The organism is Erwinia sp. Leaf53, from assembly GCF_001422605.1.
Classification (GTDB): Bacteria; Pseudomonadota; Gammaproteobacteria; order Enterobacterales; family Enterobacteriaceae; genus Erwinia.
Genome location: NZ_LMLK01000012.1, coordinates 311,515 through 326,585, shown reverse-complemented (window position 1 = coordinate 326,585; position 15,071 = coordinate 311,515). Strand labels below are relative to the sequence as shown.

The window sequence follows — 15,071 nt, the reverse complement described above, 5'->3', positions numbered from 1 at the left end:
GTGTGACGTCGACGTCATTATTTCCCCCGCGGATCTTCGGCAGCTTGTCGCGTGGCAGGAACATCACATCACGGGCCGGGCCACCGTTGGCAATTTCGGAGGTGATTTGCAGGAAAGCCGCAGAACCGTACTGCGGGTGCGGATTATCTGCCGCCACATGTGTACGCATCAGTTCATCGGTATGTTCGCGCACCGTAAGCACGTTTTCCTCAACATACTTACGGGTGGCAAGCACCACCGACGGGTCGATTTTCAGCGTGATGGCGGTCGTACTGCTGACGATAATAATCATCCGCACGGTTTGCGTACGGCCAGACCCCTCCTGCAGCTTTGGCTTGTAGGTGTCCGGGCAGTTGGCGACCGCCAGCAGGATGCCCTCAGAGTCAAACAGGCCAATTTCCCTGATCCAGAATCCGCCCTCGTCCTCAGGAATAACCTGCTCAACCACAATCTGGCTGCTGTTGTCTTTGTCGATATTGAGGCTGTTAATCAGCGCCCGACGCTGTTCACCAATAAGCGCCGTCTGCGCCGGGTCAGGCACCGGCACACTGCCGCCTCCGTCACCCACTGCCATATGCGTAATATTTACTTTCGTGCCGAGGGCCGCAGCATTTGCCAGCCGTGCGGCCCCCTGACTGGTCAGAAGTGCATAGAATTTAGCTGCCATCGTTAACTCGCATTGTGTCGATTATATGGATACCACTGGCAACCAGAGGTGAAGCTGATGCCGTGATGGTTTCAGGAAAATAGGGGTAAACAACCAGTTCCTCACCGAGATAACAGGCCACGCCGACGGGCGCGGCTCCTGTCGAATCCAGCGTAAGATTCAGCCCGGACATATGGCGGCTGGCAGGCTTGGTGTCACCGATTAGCCGGTCAAGCTCCTGATACAGCTCATCCGTTATCCCGACGTCTTTAACGCCGATATCCAGATGAAACGTGCCAGGCTCACCGCCGGTCTGCCACCATTCATCAATGCTCAGGCTGAATCCCAGCGACTCCACCACGCGCCGCAGCGCGCCCACGGTTCCCTTATGACGGTGAATAAACATGGATGACGCGACGATTTGCCGCTTTTTCGCCTCGCTCCATTTCTCGTCCCAGCGATCCACGGAGAACGCCCAGGCGAGATAGGGCAGGAAAATTACCGGGCAGGTTTGCGGGTTCCACAGGTCGCGCAGTGGCACGCCCAGGCTGCTGATGCCACTACCGGCCAGCGCCGCGTTACGCTCATACAGTGATGATCCCGGCGGCAACAGGCTACTCATCAGAACCGCCTGAGATAATGGTGTAGCCGGTACAGTTCGCGGCCTGCGTTTCATCAAGCACCATGTCGGCCAGCGGCGCGGCCAGTTCAACACGCTGCACGCCCTGAACGTGGAGTGCGGCATAGATTGCCGATCGCCGAATATCCCGGCCCAAGCGTCGCTGCTCGTTGATGTAGGTCTGCAGCCTGGTGTCCGCAGCGGAAAGGATCGGTTCAACCGCCGGGCCGGGATACACATACAGCGTTGCATCAATCCGGTATTCGACTATCTGCGCAGATTGCACGGTCAGCCGGTCCCCCACGGGGCGGATATCTTCATCGTTCAGCGCTGCCGTCACGTTTGCCAGCAGATCGGCTGCTGCCGTTCCGTCACCCTCGCGGGAAAGGATCGTGACCACGACCACAGCACCGGACGGGCTGGTAACCGATGCATCCGCCACGCGTCCGTCGGCTTCGCTGGCGTGTTTTTTATAGGCTCCTTTCGGACCGGCCACGCTCATCCCCTCAAAGGCTCCGGGGATGCGTTCGCGAAAATCCGCGTCGCTTTCGTATACGGCCTCTACGGGTGGCACCGCTTCATCATCTGCAGGGGAGATAACCAGACGCTGCATGTTGAAATTGGCCGCCAGCTGGTCAAGGTCGCTGCCTGTCGCATACGCCACCATGACCGCAAGCGCCGCCTCATTGATGCGCTGGCGCAGGATCAGCTCACGATAGGCGTTCTCCTGCAGCAGCTTCACGATGGGTTCAGACTCCAGCGCCAGCGCGTTTGCCACCGCCTGCTGTTGTTCGGCAGGGTACAGCGAAATCAGTGTGGCCTTGCGTTCGGCCAGCAGGGTTTCATAGTCCAGCTCTTCGACCACGGTCGGCGCGGGCAGCTGGCTGAGATCGATAGTCGCCATGATTCAACTCACAGGAATGGTCAGGGAAAAATCGGTGCCGGTATTTGCACGGCTGCCGGTGATTTCCACCACCGCGCTGCCGTTGTAGTCCGGTTCATAGGTGATGGCCGTTAGTTTTACCCGCGGCTCCCACTGGAGGATCGCCATGTAGCACGCGGACATTATCTGCAGCGGCATCGCCGGGTTTTGTGGCTGGCCGATCAGCACCGAAAGTAGTGAACCGTAGTTACGGCGCATCACCCGGGAGCCAATCGGCGTCACCAGAATATCTCTGACCGACTGGCGGATGTGCTCAATGTCAGCAATCGCCAGGCCGGTGTCGCGGTTCATGCCGCTGTACTTTTCGCCGGTCATTGCGGGCCGTCCGTTCTGCCACCGCCGCGCTCAATGCCGCCGTGGTCATGGTCGTCTACTACCACCCCGTTAGAGCTGAGCTTTCCGCCGGAATGAGTAATATTCCCCTTCATCTCACCGCCTTCTGTCACCTCCAGCGAGGCCGTAATCAGCTTTTGCGTGCATTCCACCACGGGGGTATCCAGCAGCACGCGGGTAGCGGCCTGGATCACCGCCTCCTTAATGCCCGACGCAGTAAGCACGCCGGTGGCCGGTTCATACTCGATCACCGCGCCGTCAGGGAATGACCAGTGCAGGGCATCGGCGGATGCCGACGGGGCCGGATGTTCATCGGAGAAAACGGCGGGCAGCACAAAGCCGGTATCCAGCTCGCCGCCCAGGCATAAAATAAGCACCTGTTCGCCAACCGATGGCGCGTTCCAGCTGCGGGTGTTACCGGCGCGGGCGGTCAGCCAGGAAAGCCAGCCAGTGGTGTTATTCCCTGTATCGACACGGCATAACCCGTCGTCCAGTTTTACGGCGGACACGGTTCCGATGCGGATCAGGTTGCGCAGCAGGCGCATGATTTCGTGGATTTGTTCGTTCATGCAGGCATAATGAAGGCATCGCTCAGGGGTTGGCAAAACAGGTCTGTCTGGTGGTGCATGACAGAACACTTCAACGCAAGGAATTCTATGAATACTAATTTTTTCTCCCAAGAAGCCACTAACCAAGCAATAAGAAATTATTTAGAAAAAATCTCAAACGCAGATACACAATCAGATTTTGATGTAGAGAGAAATGAACACCTCTCAACAATTTTAAATAGTATGATTAAAAACAAAACTCAATGGGACAATGACGCGCCAGTATTTATCAAAAGACACTCAGAAGATTTTATGGCTCTTTTAACTGAAAGAAGCATGCATAATGATCGAGTAGATATTGTTTACGCCATTGCGTTTAACCTTATCTTGGAATATTATTTAAACTCCCACCAAGAATTAGGGTCAGAATTAGAATCGATAAAAAAATTCACAATCAACAACATTGATAACTTTAGCGACTTTGCCAAACCCGGATTAAAATACAGCCTGTATGAGCTACCACTTTACCTAATGAAAAGATTAATATCAGGGGAAGAAGCAAGAGCCATAAAACTTTTAAGTTCAACTATTGAAAAAGCTGAAGAGTTAAAGAAAAAATGGGATGGGGAAATAGAATTAAAAAAAAGAGAAGTCGAAAAACTTCAATCGACACTTGATAGACAAAACGATGCATTCAACTTTGTCGGTCTTTATGCTGGGTTTAGTAAAATAGGGAAAATGAAATCAGAGGAATATAAGTGGTCAAAGATAACCCTTTTCACTTTGGGGGCGTCAATGCCAATTATTATTGCAGCCTCAGCCGTAACATTCATTAAGCTCAATATACAACTCAAAGAAACGATTGACCTGATAAAGTTAATACCATCCACATCTATAACCATACTTCTTTTTTATTATTTCCGCGTCACCCTGTCAAACTATAATTCAATTCGCGCACAAACCATGCAAATCGAACTAAGAAAAAGCCTGTGCAGATTTATACAACGATATGCTGAGTACTCTAAAGAAATAAAATCAAAAGATGCAAATTTACTTGTAAAGTTTGAGGAGGTGATATTTTCAAACATAATGGTATCACCCGAGAAAATCCCATCCACATTTGATGGACTTGAACAAATGGCAGCATTAATAAAATCCCTAAAAGGTGGGAACTAAGATAATAAAAGAGTGAAGTTACATTCATCATTCGTGTGAGATGAACTTTATAATTTCACTCTCAATCATCTGCTGGTCAGCATCGCTGATACCGAGTAACGGACGCGCCTCATAAGGCGTAGCTTTCGCCCCCCGCGATGGCCGGTCACGCAGGCCATAGTGATGCACCCGCGCCATACGCTGCACGCTCCCGGCGAATTCGACGACCGCATCACCGTTTACGCCCTTGGCTTTCAGGTACTTTGCCGTGCGCAGCTTCGCGAACATCTCACGCTTAACACGCCCGCGCTTTCCTCTCAGCGGTTGCTCTTTGCGCGGCTTAAACGGCGTGCCGTCCGGTGAATGCTGGCGCTTGATGTTTTGCTGCTGACTGGCGCGCAGGCGCTTTGCGGCACTGGCCGCCAGCTGCCGGACAGCTGAGGGTGAAAGGTTGCCGATCAGATGCCCCAGCCGGTTCTGAAAGTCATCCAGTCCGTTCACACCCGACCCCCGCTAACCGGCACACCGTTGGTGTAAATCTGATAAGGGGTATTATCCGGCAGCGGCGGTTCACCAACGTGATCAACATGAAGCGCGCCGTCCACTGACCGGACAATCACGCGCTCAGTCAGCTGCAGGTCAATACTCAGATCACAGGTTGTGTCACTGAGCACGTCAGCCTTAAACGTGAAGCCGGTACGGCGCTTTTCTTCCGTCGCCATAATGTCAGGCTGGTTCTCACGCAGCCAGGCCAGCACCGGTACGATAATCAGATCAATATCCCCCGCATAATCGGTAACCAGAATATTGAGCTGATACTGATACTCAAACGACAGTGAGCTGGCGAGCGTGCTGACAATGCGCCCGCTGTCGACAAACATATTGAGGCTTTCAGGGTTGCGCTGCAGCAGCGGGCTGCTGGCCGTCATGGCCTCGCGTAACTGGTTCGGTTTCAGCATCGTGTTTCTCCTGGCACTCTTTGATGATTTCCACCTGCAGCCCGCAGGATGCAAGCGCGGCCTCTAACTGCCGGTTGTCTGCCGCCAGATCGCCGGCGGTTTTAAGGCTGTTGCCCGGCATCGGGCAGCTGACCACGCGAGGACAGCCAATCCAGATAATCTCGGGCGTTTCTGAATGCCGGTCTGGCGTGCAGCCGGATAACATCAGCAGGCAAAGCAGCATCAGACCAGTTGCGCAGGGCCGGGTTAGCATGGATTTCCCTCTGTATTTGCAGCTCACGCCCCAGGGCTGCATCACCGGCACGCCCCTGGAGTAACCGCAGCTCGGCCTCTCGCCTGCTGCTCTCTTTTTCCTGCACCTGCAGGCGGGTGATAGCCTTATCACGGCTCTCAATTCCGGCTGACAAGGTGCCGATCACGCGCTGTGCGCTGGTCAACTCGCCGCTGACCTCATTCAGCCGCCAGCCGGTGTACGCCAGCGCCAGCAGCGCCAGCGCCAGCACGGCAGCAATCAGGCGCGACATGTTGTCACCGGGTCGTTAAACATCAGCCTCAGCACCCGCGCTATCACCATGGTAATCAGGTAAATCACCAGCGAAACCAGGCTGCCCGTCGATACCAGTAAAACGATAACCAGCAGCCATATAACCCAGCGACCGTAAGGACTGGATACCCCGATAAACCTGCCCGCCACTGACGTGACCAGCGTCTGGATCAGGCGGCCGCCGGGCAGCATGGTTTTCATCAAAGGCGTACCACTCAGGCACAAGTAGACAAAAGCAACCCACAGCAGCACATTAACCAGCGAAGCCAACAGGCTGGCCGGTGCAACCACAGAGAGAATGATCCCCATCATCGATAAAGCGGTGGCAAGACCGATATACAGCAAACGTTTCATCATCAAACCCCTTTTAAACACCAGTTAATTTCCCGCTCGCGGCGGTTCTCCAGCCCTTTGTTGCGAACACCTTTCACAAACACCCAGCGCGACAGTTGCAGGCAGGCATCGCGCCATTCACCCTGGCGCAGATACGCTGCCAGCGTGGAGCTGCAGGCGGCAAACACGCCGACGTTAAAGGCGAACGACACCACGGCGTCATACACCTGCTGAGGCATGCGCGCATCAATACAGGCGGCCAGCCCGCGCTGCACGCGCAGCACGTCCAGAATCAGGTTTACCGCTGCCTGGCGCTCGGTGATGATGCTTTTCGGCGTTACGCCTTCGGTGTGGCCGATGCCGTTAGTCCACACCCCGGCGCTGCACTGATAGGGTTCGGTGCGGCACCCTTCGGCGTCAGCAATAAGCTGCAGCCCCTGTTGCGACACCTGCAGACTGCCGTACTGCGGCAGCAACGCGGCGATGGCCAGCACGGCGGCCACGGAGCAACGCTTAACGATCTGGCTCAATAATCACCCCCGGCGCAGCGCGGCGCTGCAGTTCGTAGGTTTTGCGGCGGTAGTGCCAGTTGATAAAAAACGTCGCCACGTTAATCAGCAGCGTGACCACTGCGACCACGGAGCCAATCATAAAAGCGATGTCCTGCGGTGTGTGTCGGCTCGCCCACATCAGGATCACGCCGATAACGTAGTTGATGGCCGATGTAATTCTGTCCATTGATTAGTCCCACAGGTTGACGGTCTCAGCCGATGACGACGCGGGCAGATCGGGCAGCACCACCTCACACCCGTGAGGGAGCACCGGCCCATGCCCGGCCAGTCCGGGGTTTGCAGCATAAACAAGCTCTACCACCTGCTGCGTACGCCCGTAATGTCGGTTGCAGATCTCATCAACGGTGTCGCCCTGCTGCGCCCGGACTTTCATCACAGCAACCCAACGATGCAGCTCGGCTTATCGCCGATACGGCTGATGCTGAAACGCGCATCACGCCAGTACTCATCTGCCGTGGTTTCACTCTCCCCGGCTTTTTTCGCGCCGCTGGCGCTGTAGTTGCGGTAACGCTCGACGATCACGGCAGACGTGGCGGCATAGACGGCGGCAAAGTAGTGCATGACTTTCTCACTCTCCCCGTCGAACGCTTCCGCCTTTACGTCTGCCAGCGTTGCCGCGCCGCCGGACATCTTTTCGGCGCGCCAGTCATACAGCTCGGCATTCACCTCCGAGATTGCCGTTTTCACCGCCAGGCGCAGGCGCTCAGCTGTGACCGTTCCCTCAAGCTGCAGCGCTGCGCGGAGTTTCTGCAGGTCAACATCGGGCCAGAAAAAGGTGTTCTTTACCGGCGGCTCGGCGCTTTCTGCCGGTCGCGGTGCGGTTGCAATTACCGTTGTCATTGTTGGCCTCTGAATAGGTGGGCGGTGGAGGATGGCGCAGAAGCCTGAAAGGCCATTGCCATCCTGCCGCCCGGCGCGGGGCGCGTTCTGTTAGCGGCTGGCAGCCTGCTTTCTCAGTTCCGTAGCCAGCCGCTCAATGTCCTTTTTAACGCCGCTGCCCTGGTGAAGCTGCAGCGCACGTTTTAGGTGTTCTATCGCATCCAAAGCCCTGCCCGCATCGCGAAGGACATAGCCGATAATCTTGTGCAGCTTGGCGCGCACCTCATCGGGCATATCTTCCGCTTTCGTCAGCTCAAGCGTTGCCAGCAGCGGGGCGATATCGACCGCCTTTTTTGCCGTCCAGGCGCGGGTCGCCGCCTCGGCCACTTCTTCGGCCAGCAGGTACGCCGTGCTGTTGCGCTTGTAGGTGTCCGTCGGCACCAGGCCGTGCTGCAGCGCATAGCGGGCAATCTCCAGCGCGGCCGCCACGTCACCGACGTCAAGACGCCAGATCATGACGGTCATCAGGATGGCATCCTGTGCGCCTTTCCCGCTCTCCAGCACCCCGGCCACCCACGGCAGATAGCCCGGCAGCATCAGCCGCTTCATGTCGGCTTTGCGCTCGACAGAGCGCACCTTTTTCAGCTGGCGCTTATCTTCGTTGAGTTTCAGCAGCATCAGCTCATAGCCGTTGGCGTGGCGCAGCGGATTATCCTGCTGCTTTGCGGCCTCGATGGCCTGCTGGCGCATCTGGTGACGTCGGGCAGGGCTTAACATGCGTTACTCTCCTGCCGGTGGCGTTTCTGCCAGCGGGGTGAAGTCGCCCAGCTTGATGTTTTCGATCAGGCAGCCCGCCGCGTAATCCTCGATCACGTAGTCTTCGTTGATAGACTCGTAGTTTTCGATGCGGTCACGCTTAGCCACCTCATCCAGCAGACGACGATGAGTACCTTCCTGCCAGTAGATAGACAGGTTATCCAGGCGGGTGATCAACAGCGCGTCAGCCGGGAAGTAAGGCACGCGCACCGCTGGCAGGTTACCGATACGCTTCTGGCTGATAATCATGTCCGCCGCCAGCTGCTCGGTGTTGGCCTGCTCCTGGTTGACCAGCGGGAAGTATTTGTCAGCCAGCAGCTGGCGACCGCAGATAACGACCAGCTCAGGGTCTTCCTGGAACCACGGCGCGATCAGGGTGTTGGTGGCATCCATTACCAGCGCGTCAAGGTTGGCGTAGTCGCCTTTTGTACCGATGCGGATAACGTCAGAGATCACGGCACCGTCATCACCGGTGATTTTACTCATCACGCGGGTCGGTGCATTGTTGCGATACTTCTGCAGCCAGCCGACGGCCACATCCTGCAGCATCGGGTACTGTGCACGGTTTGACGTTTTGGCGCGCTTCACACCGTTAAAACCAATCATCAGGCGATCGAGCGACTGGCGTTTAATGATGGCGTCGCGCATCCGCGCCTGGAAATCTTCATAGCGCGCCCACAGGTCAAGCTGGTTGTAGCGGATATGAAAATCGTAGTTAATCTGCACGCACTCATAGCCTTCTGAGTCCAGCGCGGAGAAATCAGCGGTTTCACGCTCGTCACCACCGGCAGTATCGGCGGTGCTGGCGATAGAGCCGGACACGCCAATACCAATTTTCGCACCCTTCATCTCTTCAACCGGCACGATATTAATCAGGGTCAGAAACGCGGATGACTCCTGTACGCGGTTCATCAGCGTTTGCGTTACCGACGGTTCCACGGTGAATTTTTTGTTCATATCGCCGGTATCAACGCCGTTCAGCTCAGCCAGACGGGTCATAAAGGCGTTAAATTTAAAGCGGGTTTTCGTGCGCATTGGCGCTCCTGTCAGTTCATATTCAGTTAATCAGTGGGTGCCGGGCCGGTTCAGGATCAGCAGTCGGTTTGCAGCACCGCTCCGGCATCACCGCCCTGGGCGAGTGGGCGACGGGCAGAAAAATCACCATCATTTCCCTGCAATTTTGCGGTCAGTGCGCTGAGCGTCTGTGAGTCATTGCCCGCCTGCGTTTCAAGCTGCGCAAGTCGTTTAGTCAGCTTTGTCTCAAGTGCATTCAGTGCCTGCTGCTGTGTCTCACCGTTGTTTTGCACCTGCTCGGCCACCGCTGTAACCGCCGCGCTAACGTCGCTGAAACGCTCGTCGTCGGTTTTCTTTTTGGCAGAGAAAAGCGAGGTGACGCGCCCCAGCAGTGACAGGCCGGGTTCGGCTTCTTCGGTAAACTCGATCGGGGTTTCTTCTGCGGCGGTAAACAGGTTGCCGGGGTGCTGTTTACGCGACGCCAGCGGGTTAGCTTTGGCCGTGGCGCTGAAGCTGAGGTATTCGGTGCCGAGGCTCGCCGGGTCATCGGTAACGGCCAGACCAACCAGATAGGCTTTTCCGGTGTCGGCAAACTCCGGGTTGACCTCGATTGAGGTATAAATTTTCTGGCGCGCTTTGGTCAGCTCTACCAGTTCCGGCGTCGGGTCAATGTCGCCATAAAGCGCCAGCTTACCCTTCAGCGGCCCCTCGGTAATTTCTTCTGCCGTCAGCGCGGTAACGTCGCCATAGCGGCGGAATGGCGTGTCCGGGCTGTAGCCCTTGATGTGCTCCATATTGATGCGAGCACCGTACACAGTCGGGTTATAGCTCGCCGCCATTTGGGCGATCCAGTCGCGGGAAATTACGCGCCCGTCGGTTGTTGCGCCTTCAACTGCGATACGAAAACGCTTTGCTTTGATAGCTGCCATTAATCAGGCTCCGGTCAGTGGATTGGTTCAGGTCGGGGCCAGTTTCACCGCACACCCTCCATCCCTCAACGAAAGCCAGCCCGGCCATTCACCAGCGAACAGCCACAGCGGGCGCGGGCTTTTTCGCCCCGGTAGCCTTGCTTTCATGAACATGACACCCGGCACCATCATCACCGATCCCCGCCGTCAGGCGGCCCTGCTGTACTGGCAGGGCTTCTCTGTGCGCCAGATTGCGGAGACGCTAAACCAGAAAACGCCAACCGTGCAGAGCTGGAAGCTGCGCGACGCGTGGGAGGACGTCGCGCCCATCAGTCGCGTTGAGGCCAGCATGGAAGCCCGGTTGATTCAGCTCATCATGAAAGAGGTCAAGGGCAATGGTGACTACAAGGAGATAGACGCATTAGGCCGCCAGATTGAACGCCTGGCGCGGGTAGAACGCTATCGAGGCTCTGGCAACGAGGCGGATCTCAATCCGAACGTGCGCAACCGCAACCGGGGCGAACGCCAGCCGGTGATTAAAAACGTGTTCAGCGAGGAGCAAACGGAGAAGCTGACCGGCCTGTTTATGGAGGGCTGCTTTGAATATCAGCGGCACTGGCACAAGGCCGGTCTGACTCACCGTATCCGCAACATTCTCAAATCCCGTCAGATCGGCGCGACGTTCTACTTTGCCCGCGAGGCGCTGATCGACGCCCTGACCACCGGACGTAATCAGATTTTCCTGTCGGCCAGCAAGGCACAGGCGCACGTATTTAAAAACTACATCATCGACTTTGCCCGCCAGGTAGACGTCGACCTGAAAGGCGATCCGATTGTGCTGCCGAACGGCGCGCGCCTGATTTTCCTCGGCACCAACGTGCGCACCGCGCAGAGCTACACCGGCAACCTGTACCTGGACGAATATTTCTGGATACCGAAATTTCAGGAGCTGCGCAAAGTTGCCAGCGGCATGTCGCTGCACAAGAAATGGCGCACCACCTACTTTTCAACACCCTCGGCGCTGTCGCACAGCGCCTATCCGTTCTGGTCGGGCGAGTTGTTCAACAAAGGCCGCCGCAACCGGGCCGACCGCGTAGAGCTGGATCTCAGTCATAGCCACCTGGCCGCCGGCGCGCTGTGCGCTGACGGCCAGTGGCGGCAGATTGTCACCGTTGAGGACGCGCTGACCGGCGGCTGTAACCTGTTCGACCTGGATCAGCTCTCGCTGGAATACAGCCCGGCGGAATACCAGAACCTGCTGATGTGTGAATTCGTTGACGACGAGGCCAGCGTGTTCCCGTTTGCCGAGCTGCAGACCTGCATGATCGACAGCCTGGAAGAGTGGGCCGACTTCAACCCCTATTCGCTGCGCCCGTTTGAGTATCGCCCTGTGTGGATTGGCTATGACCCGTCACACACCGGCGACAGCGCCGGGTGTGCGGTTATCGCGCCGCCACTGGTCGCCGGTGGCAAGTTCCGCGTGCTGGAGCGCCACCAGTGGCGCGGCATGGACTTTGCCGCGCAGGCGCAGTCAATCAAAGAGCTGACGGAAAAATATGTCGTTGAATATATCGGCGTCGATGCGACCGGCATCGGCCAGGGCGTTTTCCAGCTTGTGCGCCAGTTCTTCCCGGCGGCGCGGGAAATCAAGTACACCCCGGAAATCAAAACCGCCATGGTGCTGAAAGCGAAAGACACCATCACCAGCGGCCGCCTGGAGTACGACGCCGGGCATACCGACATCACGCAGTCTTTCATGGCGATACGTAAAACCATGACGGCCAGCGGCAACCGCTCCACCTACGAAGCCAGCCGCAGCGAAGAAGCCAGCCACGCAGACGTGGCCTGGGCAATTATGCACGCTCTGCTCAACGAACCGCTTACCGCTGCCAGCGGCGGCATTAACCCCTCTTTCATGGAATTTTACTGATGAGCAAACGCAAAGGCCGTAAGACCTTCACCGCCCGGCAGCAGCCGACAGATAACCAGCAGGTACAGAGCAGCCAACCGTTTGAGGCGTTTTCATTTGGCGAGCCCACCGCCGTGCTGGATAAGCGCGACATCATGGATTATGCCGAGTGCGTCGGGAATGGCCGCTGGTATGAACCGCCGGTCAGCTTCCACGGCCTGGCCAAAAGTATGCGATCCGCGGTTCACCACAGCTCGCCGCTTTACGTTAAGCGCAATATTCTGGCGTCCACCTTTATCCCTCACCCCATGCTCAGCCAGTTGGAGTTTAGCAAACTGGTGCTGGACTATCTGGTATTCGGTAACGGCTTTCCGGAGCTGCGCCGCAACGGTCTGGGCGATCCGTGGAAGCTGGAAGTTTCACCGGCTAAATATACCCGCCGGGGAGTTGAAGAGGACACTTACTGGTTTGTAAACGACTGGAAGGAGCCGCACCAGTTTGGCAAAGGCGCGGTGTTCCATCTGATCGAGCCGGATATTAACCAGGAGCTTTACGGCCTGCCGGAATACATCAGCGCGCTGAATTCCGCCTGGCTGAATGAGGCGGCCACGCTGTTCCGCCGCAAGTACTATCAGAACGGCGCGCACGCGGGTTACATCCTGTATATGACTGACGCAGCGCAAAGCAGCAGCGATATTGACCGCATGCGCCAGGCGATGCGCGACACGAAGGGGATCGGCAACTTCCGTAACCTGTTTATGTACGCACCGAACGGCAAGGCCGACGGGATTAAGATCCTGCCGCTTAGCGAGGTCGCTACCCGTGACGACTTTTTCAACATCAAAAAGGCCAGCCGCGACGACCTGCTGAGCGCCCATCGCGTGCCGCCGCAGATGATGGGCATCATCCCCGAAAACTCTGGCAGCTTCGGGGACGTGGAGAAAGCAGCGGGTGTTTTTGTTCGCAACGAACTCACCCCACTGCAGGAGCGCATGAAAGAGATCAACGCCTGGCTGGGTGAAGAGGTGATTACCTTCCGCGAGTATGAACTGCCATCACAGTAACCGCTGACCGGCGGCCAGACCTGGCCGCTGCCTTTCCCGGCACCACATCCCAAAAACCCCGAAATGACATCAGGCCACCAGACCGCCTCAGACGCATTCTGACGCGTCCACCCCGACGCACCCGCACGAACCCGCCCACGCTAGAACATCCCGCCTGCGCACCGCTGACGCGGCCTGCGCATACATGTTTTACCCCTCCGCGCGCAATGCTATCCCCGCCACGCCTGCCCGCTTCGCAGTGAGCTTTTAATGCAAGTGCATATGCTATTCAAAACCGCGTCAGCTATAGCCGTGACTGAAGTGGCACCGGCTTTGAGCATCATGCAAAATCATGCATGTAAATGCACTTTTCCATATAAAATATTTAAGATTTTTTGTCGTAGTAAAAGTTTGTTTGGTTTAATAGAAGCATAATAGTTTGATATCAAGGTATCATAATCAACCACTATGATGTCAGGCCTACAACGCAAAGCCTGCTGCACTTGAATCCTGTCAGTGTTTTCAAGGTTGCCTACTATCAAAATTTTTTTTGGGTTAAAAACCCGAACATTATATCTTTCCAAAGCATGTTGGTTGTTGCCGGGAAAAGAGAAATACTCCGCATAATTATCTAGCTGAGCGATACCTTCATTAACATCATCGATAAATCTACGCCTATTTCTGTCCGCCTTAGTAACTTTCTTCCTATTTAAAAGACCTCGTTTAAAGTCACATATATCATAAAACCCATCTGCTCTTTTCAAGAGAGCATCAGGATTGATTGCCTCATCTTCGTTGTCAGGTGTTTTCTCAACCCAACGAAGTAACGGCTCATAAACCATACCTTTATAACCTAAAGAATCCAATATAATTTCAGGATTGGCATTAATGTAATCACCAATTGTTGTTTCAAGGATCTTATCGTTAAGTACAAGATTAATAAGGTGCGATGCTCTGACCCAAGATTCATTCAAGCTATTCGTAAAATTCTGCACGCCAAAAATGAACCCATCATTATTAGCAATCAAATCATTAACTCTCTGGACGATAAAAGACTCAGTCGATTTATTACTAAAAAAAAGCTGAAATGATATATATTTCGCCCTAAAAAACACACCACTTCGAGATGCAAGCACCACATTTGAAATTAAACCAGAACCAAAGTCATCTGTGAAATCGAACGCATGAGTAGCCTCTCCTTTGAAACAAAATTGCGTTTTGAATTCATCGATTATTGGGTGCCTTTGTACATCGTAAAAATCTAACGTTTTTTCATTTGAGAAAAGGAAACCTCTGAAAGAATTATCGTCAGACATCGAAATAATTGCCTGTGAGGGAAAGTCTCCATGACTCAATAAAGTTAAATCCTTTAAATTACCATAGCTTCTTTTCTTAACCTTTAGAGGGCTAAACTTTTTAGTTACCCCAAGAAATTCCACTGAGAAAATCTTTTCCTCTGACTCCACACACAATAACATGGTTGGATAACATATCTTCACCCTTACCCCATTGCCATCTATTATTCTTCCTTCTTCGTGTTTTTTCTCAATAAATCTAAAATACTTATTTAGCATTGTCTCGCAGAGCACTGAAAACTCATTCAAATTCATTCAATCACCTCTCCAGAAAAAACATTTGGAAACAATAGAAGTCAGAAAAATAATAAATCAACACATCTTGCACAACAACTATTTATTTATAGCTTTAATCATTATTATTTTTTAAGATAAGAATTAAAGAAGAATAGCTTTCCGCCTCTCTTATATCACGATTATTGAGAATATCAACAATCAAGTTCAAAGCAATCTCCCTATCACGCTCCATGCAGATAGCATCAGAGGCTAGTCTAGCGATTAACTCAACTCGTTCGAGCATAACATCTTTGTATAAATCCTCACCCACTTTATCCT

Annotated in this window: 21 protein-coding genes and 1 pseudogene; 3 read left to right on the top strand and 19 right to left on the bottom strand. The window is 54.6% G+C overall.

Annotated features, from left to right (window positions below; genetic code table 11):
* Window positions 1-61: 61 nt before the first annotated feature.
* From ASF13_RS24920 to ASF13_RS10270, 5 genes and pseudogenes are all read right to left on the bottom strand, one after another.
* A pseudogene (locus ASF13_RS24920) lies at window positions 62-667 on the bottom strand (phage tail protein); the annotation flags it as partial.
* On the bottom strand, window positions 657-1,268 hold the full coding sequence (locus ASF13_RS10285) for a phage tail protein I (RefSeq protein WP_056235714.1): 612 nt from the start codon (window positions 1,266-1,268) through the stop codon (window positions 657-659). The pseudogene ASF13_RS24920 and the gene ASF13_RS10285, both read right to left, overlap by 11 nt.
* Complete coding sequence (locus ASF13_RS10280; RefSeq protein ID WP_056235712.1) at window positions 1,261-2,169, bottom strand: baseplate assembly protein; 909 nt, start codon at window positions 2,167-2,169, stop codon at window positions 1,261-1,263. The genes ASF13_RS10285 and ASF13_RS10280 overlap by 8 nt, the downstream gene beginning before the upstream one ends.
* A 3-nt stretch (window positions 2,170-2,172) precedes the next feature.
* Window positions 2,173-2,523: a GPW/gp25 family protein gene (locus ASF13_RS10275; RefSeq protein WP_056235709.1), complete on the bottom strand. Its 351-nt coding sequence runs from the start codon at window positions 2,521-2,523 to the stop codon at window positions 2,173-2,175.
* Window positions 2,520-3,110, bottom strand: coding sequence for a phage baseplate assembly protein V (locus ASF13_RS10270; RefSeq protein ID WP_056235704.1), 591 nt, complete (start codon window positions 3,108-3,110; stop codon window positions 2,520-2,522). The genes ASF13_RS10275 and ASF13_RS10270 overlap by 4 nt, the downstream gene beginning before the upstream one ends.
* An 87-nt stretch (window positions 3,111-3,197) precedes the next feature.
* On the opposite strand from ASF13_RS10270, the gene ASF13_RS10265 reads away from it, so the two are divergent.
* Window positions 3,198-4,265 carry a hypothetical protein gene (locus tag ASF13_RS10265; protein WP_056235702.1) on the top strand — a complete coding sequence of 356 codons (1,068 nt, stop codon included), beginning with the start codon at window positions 3,198-3,200 and terminating at the stop codon, window positions 4,263-4,265.
* Window positions 4,266-4,292: 27 nt separating this feature from the next.
* On the opposite strand, the gene ASF13_RS10260 is transcribed toward ASF13_RS10265, so the two are convergent.
* The 12 genes from ASF13_RS10260 to ASF13_RS10210 form a co-directional block, all read right to left on the bottom strand.
* Window positions 4,293-4,745 (bottom strand): phage virion morphogenesis protein, encoded by a 453-nt coding sequence (locus ASF13_RS10260; protein ID WP_056235700.1) that lies wholly within the window; start codon window positions 4,743-4,745, stop codon window positions 4,293-4,295.
* Complete coding sequence (locus tag ASF13_RS10255; protein WP_056235697.1) at window positions 4,742-5,203, bottom strand: phage tail protein; 462 nt, start codon at window positions 5,201-5,203, stop codon at window positions 4,742-4,744. Before ASF13_RS10255 ends, ASF13_RS10260 begins: the two co-directional genes overlap by 4 nt.
* A complete protein-coding gene (gene lysC, locus ASF13_RS24915) occupies window positions 5,136-5,408 on the bottom strand; it encodes an Rz1-like lysis system protein LysC (RefSeq protein WP_235514984.1) in 273 nt (90 codons plus the stop codon). Before lysC ends, ASF13_RS10255 begins: the two co-directional genes overlap by 68 nt.
* The gene (gene lysB, locus ASF13_RS10250) at window positions 5,305-5,727 is read right to left on the bottom strand and encodes an Rz-like lysis system protein LysB (RefSeq protein ID WP_056235693.1); all 423 of its coding nucleotides are present in this window, start codon (window positions 5,725-5,727) and stop codon (window positions 5,305-5,307) included. Before lysB ends, lysC begins: the two co-directional genes overlap by 104 nt.
* The gene (locus ASF13_RS10245) at window positions 5,715-6,104 is read right to left on the bottom strand and encodes a hypothetical protein (RefSeq protein WP_156365580.1); all 390 of its coding nucleotides are present in this window, start codon (window positions 6,102-6,104) and stop codon (window positions 5,715-5,717) included. Before ASF13_RS10245 ends, lysB begins: the two co-directional genes overlap by 13 nt.
* Complete coding sequence (locus ASF13_RS10240; protein WP_056235688.1) at window positions 6,104-6,610, bottom strand: lysozyme; 507 nt, start codon at window positions 6,608-6,610, stop codon at window positions 6,104-6,106. The genes ASF13_RS10245 and ASF13_RS10240 overlap by 1 nt, the downstream gene beginning before the upstream one ends.
* Entirely contained in the window at window positions 6,594-6,818 is a 225-nt protein-coding gene (locus ASF13_RS10235; protein ID WP_056235685.1) for an HP1 family phage holin, read from the bottom strand. The genes ASF13_RS10240 and ASF13_RS10235 overlap by 17 nt, the downstream gene beginning before the upstream one ends.
* 3 nt (window positions 6,819-6,821) lie before the next feature.
* Window positions 6,822-7,025, bottom strand: a complete 204-nt coding sequence (locus ASF13_RS10230) for a tail protein X (RefSeq protein ID WP_056235683.1) — start codon at window positions 7,023-7,025, stop codon at window positions 6,822-6,824.
* Window positions 7,025-7,492, bottom strand: coding sequence for a head completion/stabilization protein (locus tag ASF13_RS10225; RefSeq protein ID WP_056235680.1), 468 nt, complete (start codon window positions 7,490-7,492; stop codon window positions 7,025-7,027). Before ASF13_RS10225 ends, ASF13_RS10230 begins: the two co-directional genes overlap by 1 nt.
* Window positions 7,493-7,582: 90 nt before the next feature.
* A complete protein-coding gene (gpM, locus tag ASF13_RS10220; protein WP_056235678.1) occupies window positions 7,583-8,248 on the bottom strand; it encodes a phage terminase small subunit in 666 nt (221 codons plus the stop codon).
* Window positions 8,249-8,251: 3 nt separating this feature from the next.
* Window positions 8,252-9,322, bottom strand: coding sequence for a phage major capsid protein, P2 family (locus ASF13_RS10215; protein WP_056235675.1), 1,071 nt, complete (start codon window positions 9,320-9,322; stop codon window positions 8,252-8,254).
* Window positions 9,323-9,378: 56 nt separating this feature from the next.
* Window positions 9,379-10,230: a GPO family capsid scaffolding protein gene (locus tag ASF13_RS10210; RefSeq protein WP_056235672.1), complete on the bottom strand. Its 852-nt coding sequence runs from the start codon at window positions 10,228-10,230 to the stop codon at window positions 9,379-9,381.
* Between the two features lie 145 nt (window positions 10,231-10,375).
* Here ASF13_RS10210 and ASF13_RS10205 point away from each other — a divergent pair, with 145 nt between their 5' ends.
* Together ASF13_RS10205 and ASF13_RS10200 are read left to right on the top strand one after the other, a co-directional pair.
* Window positions 10,376-12,139, top strand: coding sequence for a terminase ATPase subunit family protein (locus tag ASF13_RS10205; RefSeq protein WP_056235669.1), 1,764 nt, complete (start codon window positions 10,376-10,378; stop codon window positions 12,137-12,139).
* Window positions 12,139-13,182: a phage portal protein gene (locus tag ASF13_RS10200; RefSeq protein WP_056235667.1), complete on the top strand. Its 1,044-nt coding sequence runs from the start codon at window positions 12,139-12,141 to the stop codon at window positions 13,180-13,182. The genes ASF13_RS10205 and ASF13_RS10200 overlap by 1 nt, the downstream gene beginning before the upstream one ends.
* Window positions 13,183-13,511: 329 nt before the next feature.
* Here ASF13_RS10200 and ASF13_RS10195 read toward each other — a convergent pair whose 3' ends face one another.
* Window positions 13,512-14,771 carry a Shedu anti-phage system protein SduA domain-containing protein gene (locus tag ASF13_RS10195; RefSeq protein WP_056235664.1) on the bottom strand — a complete coding sequence of 420 codons (1,260 nt, stop codon included), beginning with the start codon at window positions 14,769-14,771 and terminating at the stop codon, window positions 13,512-13,514.
* A 94-nt stretch (window positions 14,772-14,865) separates the two neighbouring features.
* Window positions 14,866-15,063, bottom strand: coding sequence for a hypothetical protein (locus ASF13_RS10190; RefSeq protein ID WP_235514981.1), 198 nt, complete (start codon window positions 15,061-15,063; stop codon window positions 14,866-14,868).
* Window positions 15,064-15,071: the final 8 nt, after the last annotated feature.

What these genes read in the sequence shown, in the direction of transcription:
- ASF13_RS10270 (WP_056235704.1), bottom strand. Translation starts at nt 3,110, where the DNA reads ATGAACGAACAAATCCACGAAATCATGCGCCTGCTGCGCAACCTGATC.
- ASF13_RS10205 (WP_056235669.1), top strand. Translation starts at nt 10,376, where the DNA reads ATGAACATGACACCCGGCACCATCATCACCGATCCCCGCCGTCAGGCG.
- ASF13_RS10245 (WP_156365580.1), bottom strand. Translation starts at nt 6,104, where the DNA reads ATGATGAAACGTTTGCTGTATATCGGTCTTGCCACCGCTTTATCGATG.
- ASF13_RS10200 (WP_056235667.1), top strand. Translation starts at nt 12,139, where the DNA reads ATGAGCAAACGCAAAGGCCGTAAGACCTTCACCGCCCGGCAGCAGCCG.
- ASF13_RS10265 (WP_056235702.1), top strand. Translation starts at nt 3,198, where the DNA reads ATGAATACTAATTTTTTCTCCCAAGAAGCCACTAACCAAGCAATAAGA.
- ASF13_RS10255 (WP_056235697.1), bottom strand. Translation starts at nt 5,203, where the DNA reads ATGCTGAAACCGAACCAGTTACGCGAGGCCATGACGGCCAGCAGCCCG.
- ASF13_RS10285 (WP_056235714.1), bottom strand. Translation starts at nt 1,268, where the DNA reads ATGAGTAGCCTGTTGCCGCCGGGATCATCACTGTATGAGCGTAACGCG.
- gpM (WP_056235678.1), bottom strand. Translation starts at nt 8,248, where the DNA reads ATGTTAAGCCCTGCCCGACGTCACCAGATGCGCCAGCAGGCCATCGAG.
- ASF13_RS10215 (WP_056235675.1), bottom strand. Translation starts at nt 9,322, where the DNA reads ATGCGCACGAAAACCCGCTTTAAATTTAACGCCTTTATGACCCGTCTG.
- ASF13_RS10230 (WP_056235683.1), bottom strand. Translation starts at nt 7,025, where the DNA reads ATGAAAGTCCGGGCGCAGCAGGGCGACACCGTTGATGAGATCTGCAAC.
- lysB (WP_056235693.1), bottom strand. Translation starts at nt 5,727, where the DNA reads ATGTCGCGCCTGATTGCTGCCGTGCTGGCGCTGGCGCTGCTGGCGCTG.
- ASF13_RS10225 (WP_056235680.1), bottom strand. Translation starts at nt 7,492, where the DNA reads ATGACAACGGTAATTGCAACCGCACCGCGACCGGCAGAAAGCGCCGAG.
- ASF13_RS10275 (WP_056235709.1), bottom strand. Translation starts at nt 2,523, where the DNA reads ATGACCGGCGAAAAGTACAGCGGCATGAACCGCGACACCGGCCTGGCG.
- lysC (WP_235514984.1), bottom strand. Translation starts at nt 5,408, where the DNA reads ATGTTATCCGGCTGCACGCCAGACCGGCATTCAGAAACGCCCGAGATT.
- ASF13_RS10210 (WP_056235672.1), bottom strand. Translation starts at nt 10,230, where the DNA reads ATGGCAGCTATCAAAGCAAAGCGTTTTCGTATCGCAGTTGAAGGCGCA.
- ASF13_RS10235 (WP_056235685.1), bottom strand. Translation starts at nt 6,818, where the DNA reads ATGGACAGAATTACATCGGCCATCAACTACGTTATCGGCGTGATCCTG.
- ASF13_RS10195 (WP_056235664.1), bottom strand. Translation starts at nt 14,771, where the DNA reads ATGAATTTGAATGAGTTTTCAGTGCTCTGCGAGACAATGCTAAATAAG.
- ASF13_RS10280 (WP_056235712.1), bottom strand. Translation starts at nt 2,169, where the DNA reads ATGGCGACTATCGATCTCAGCCAGCTGCCCGCGCCGACCGTGGTCGAA.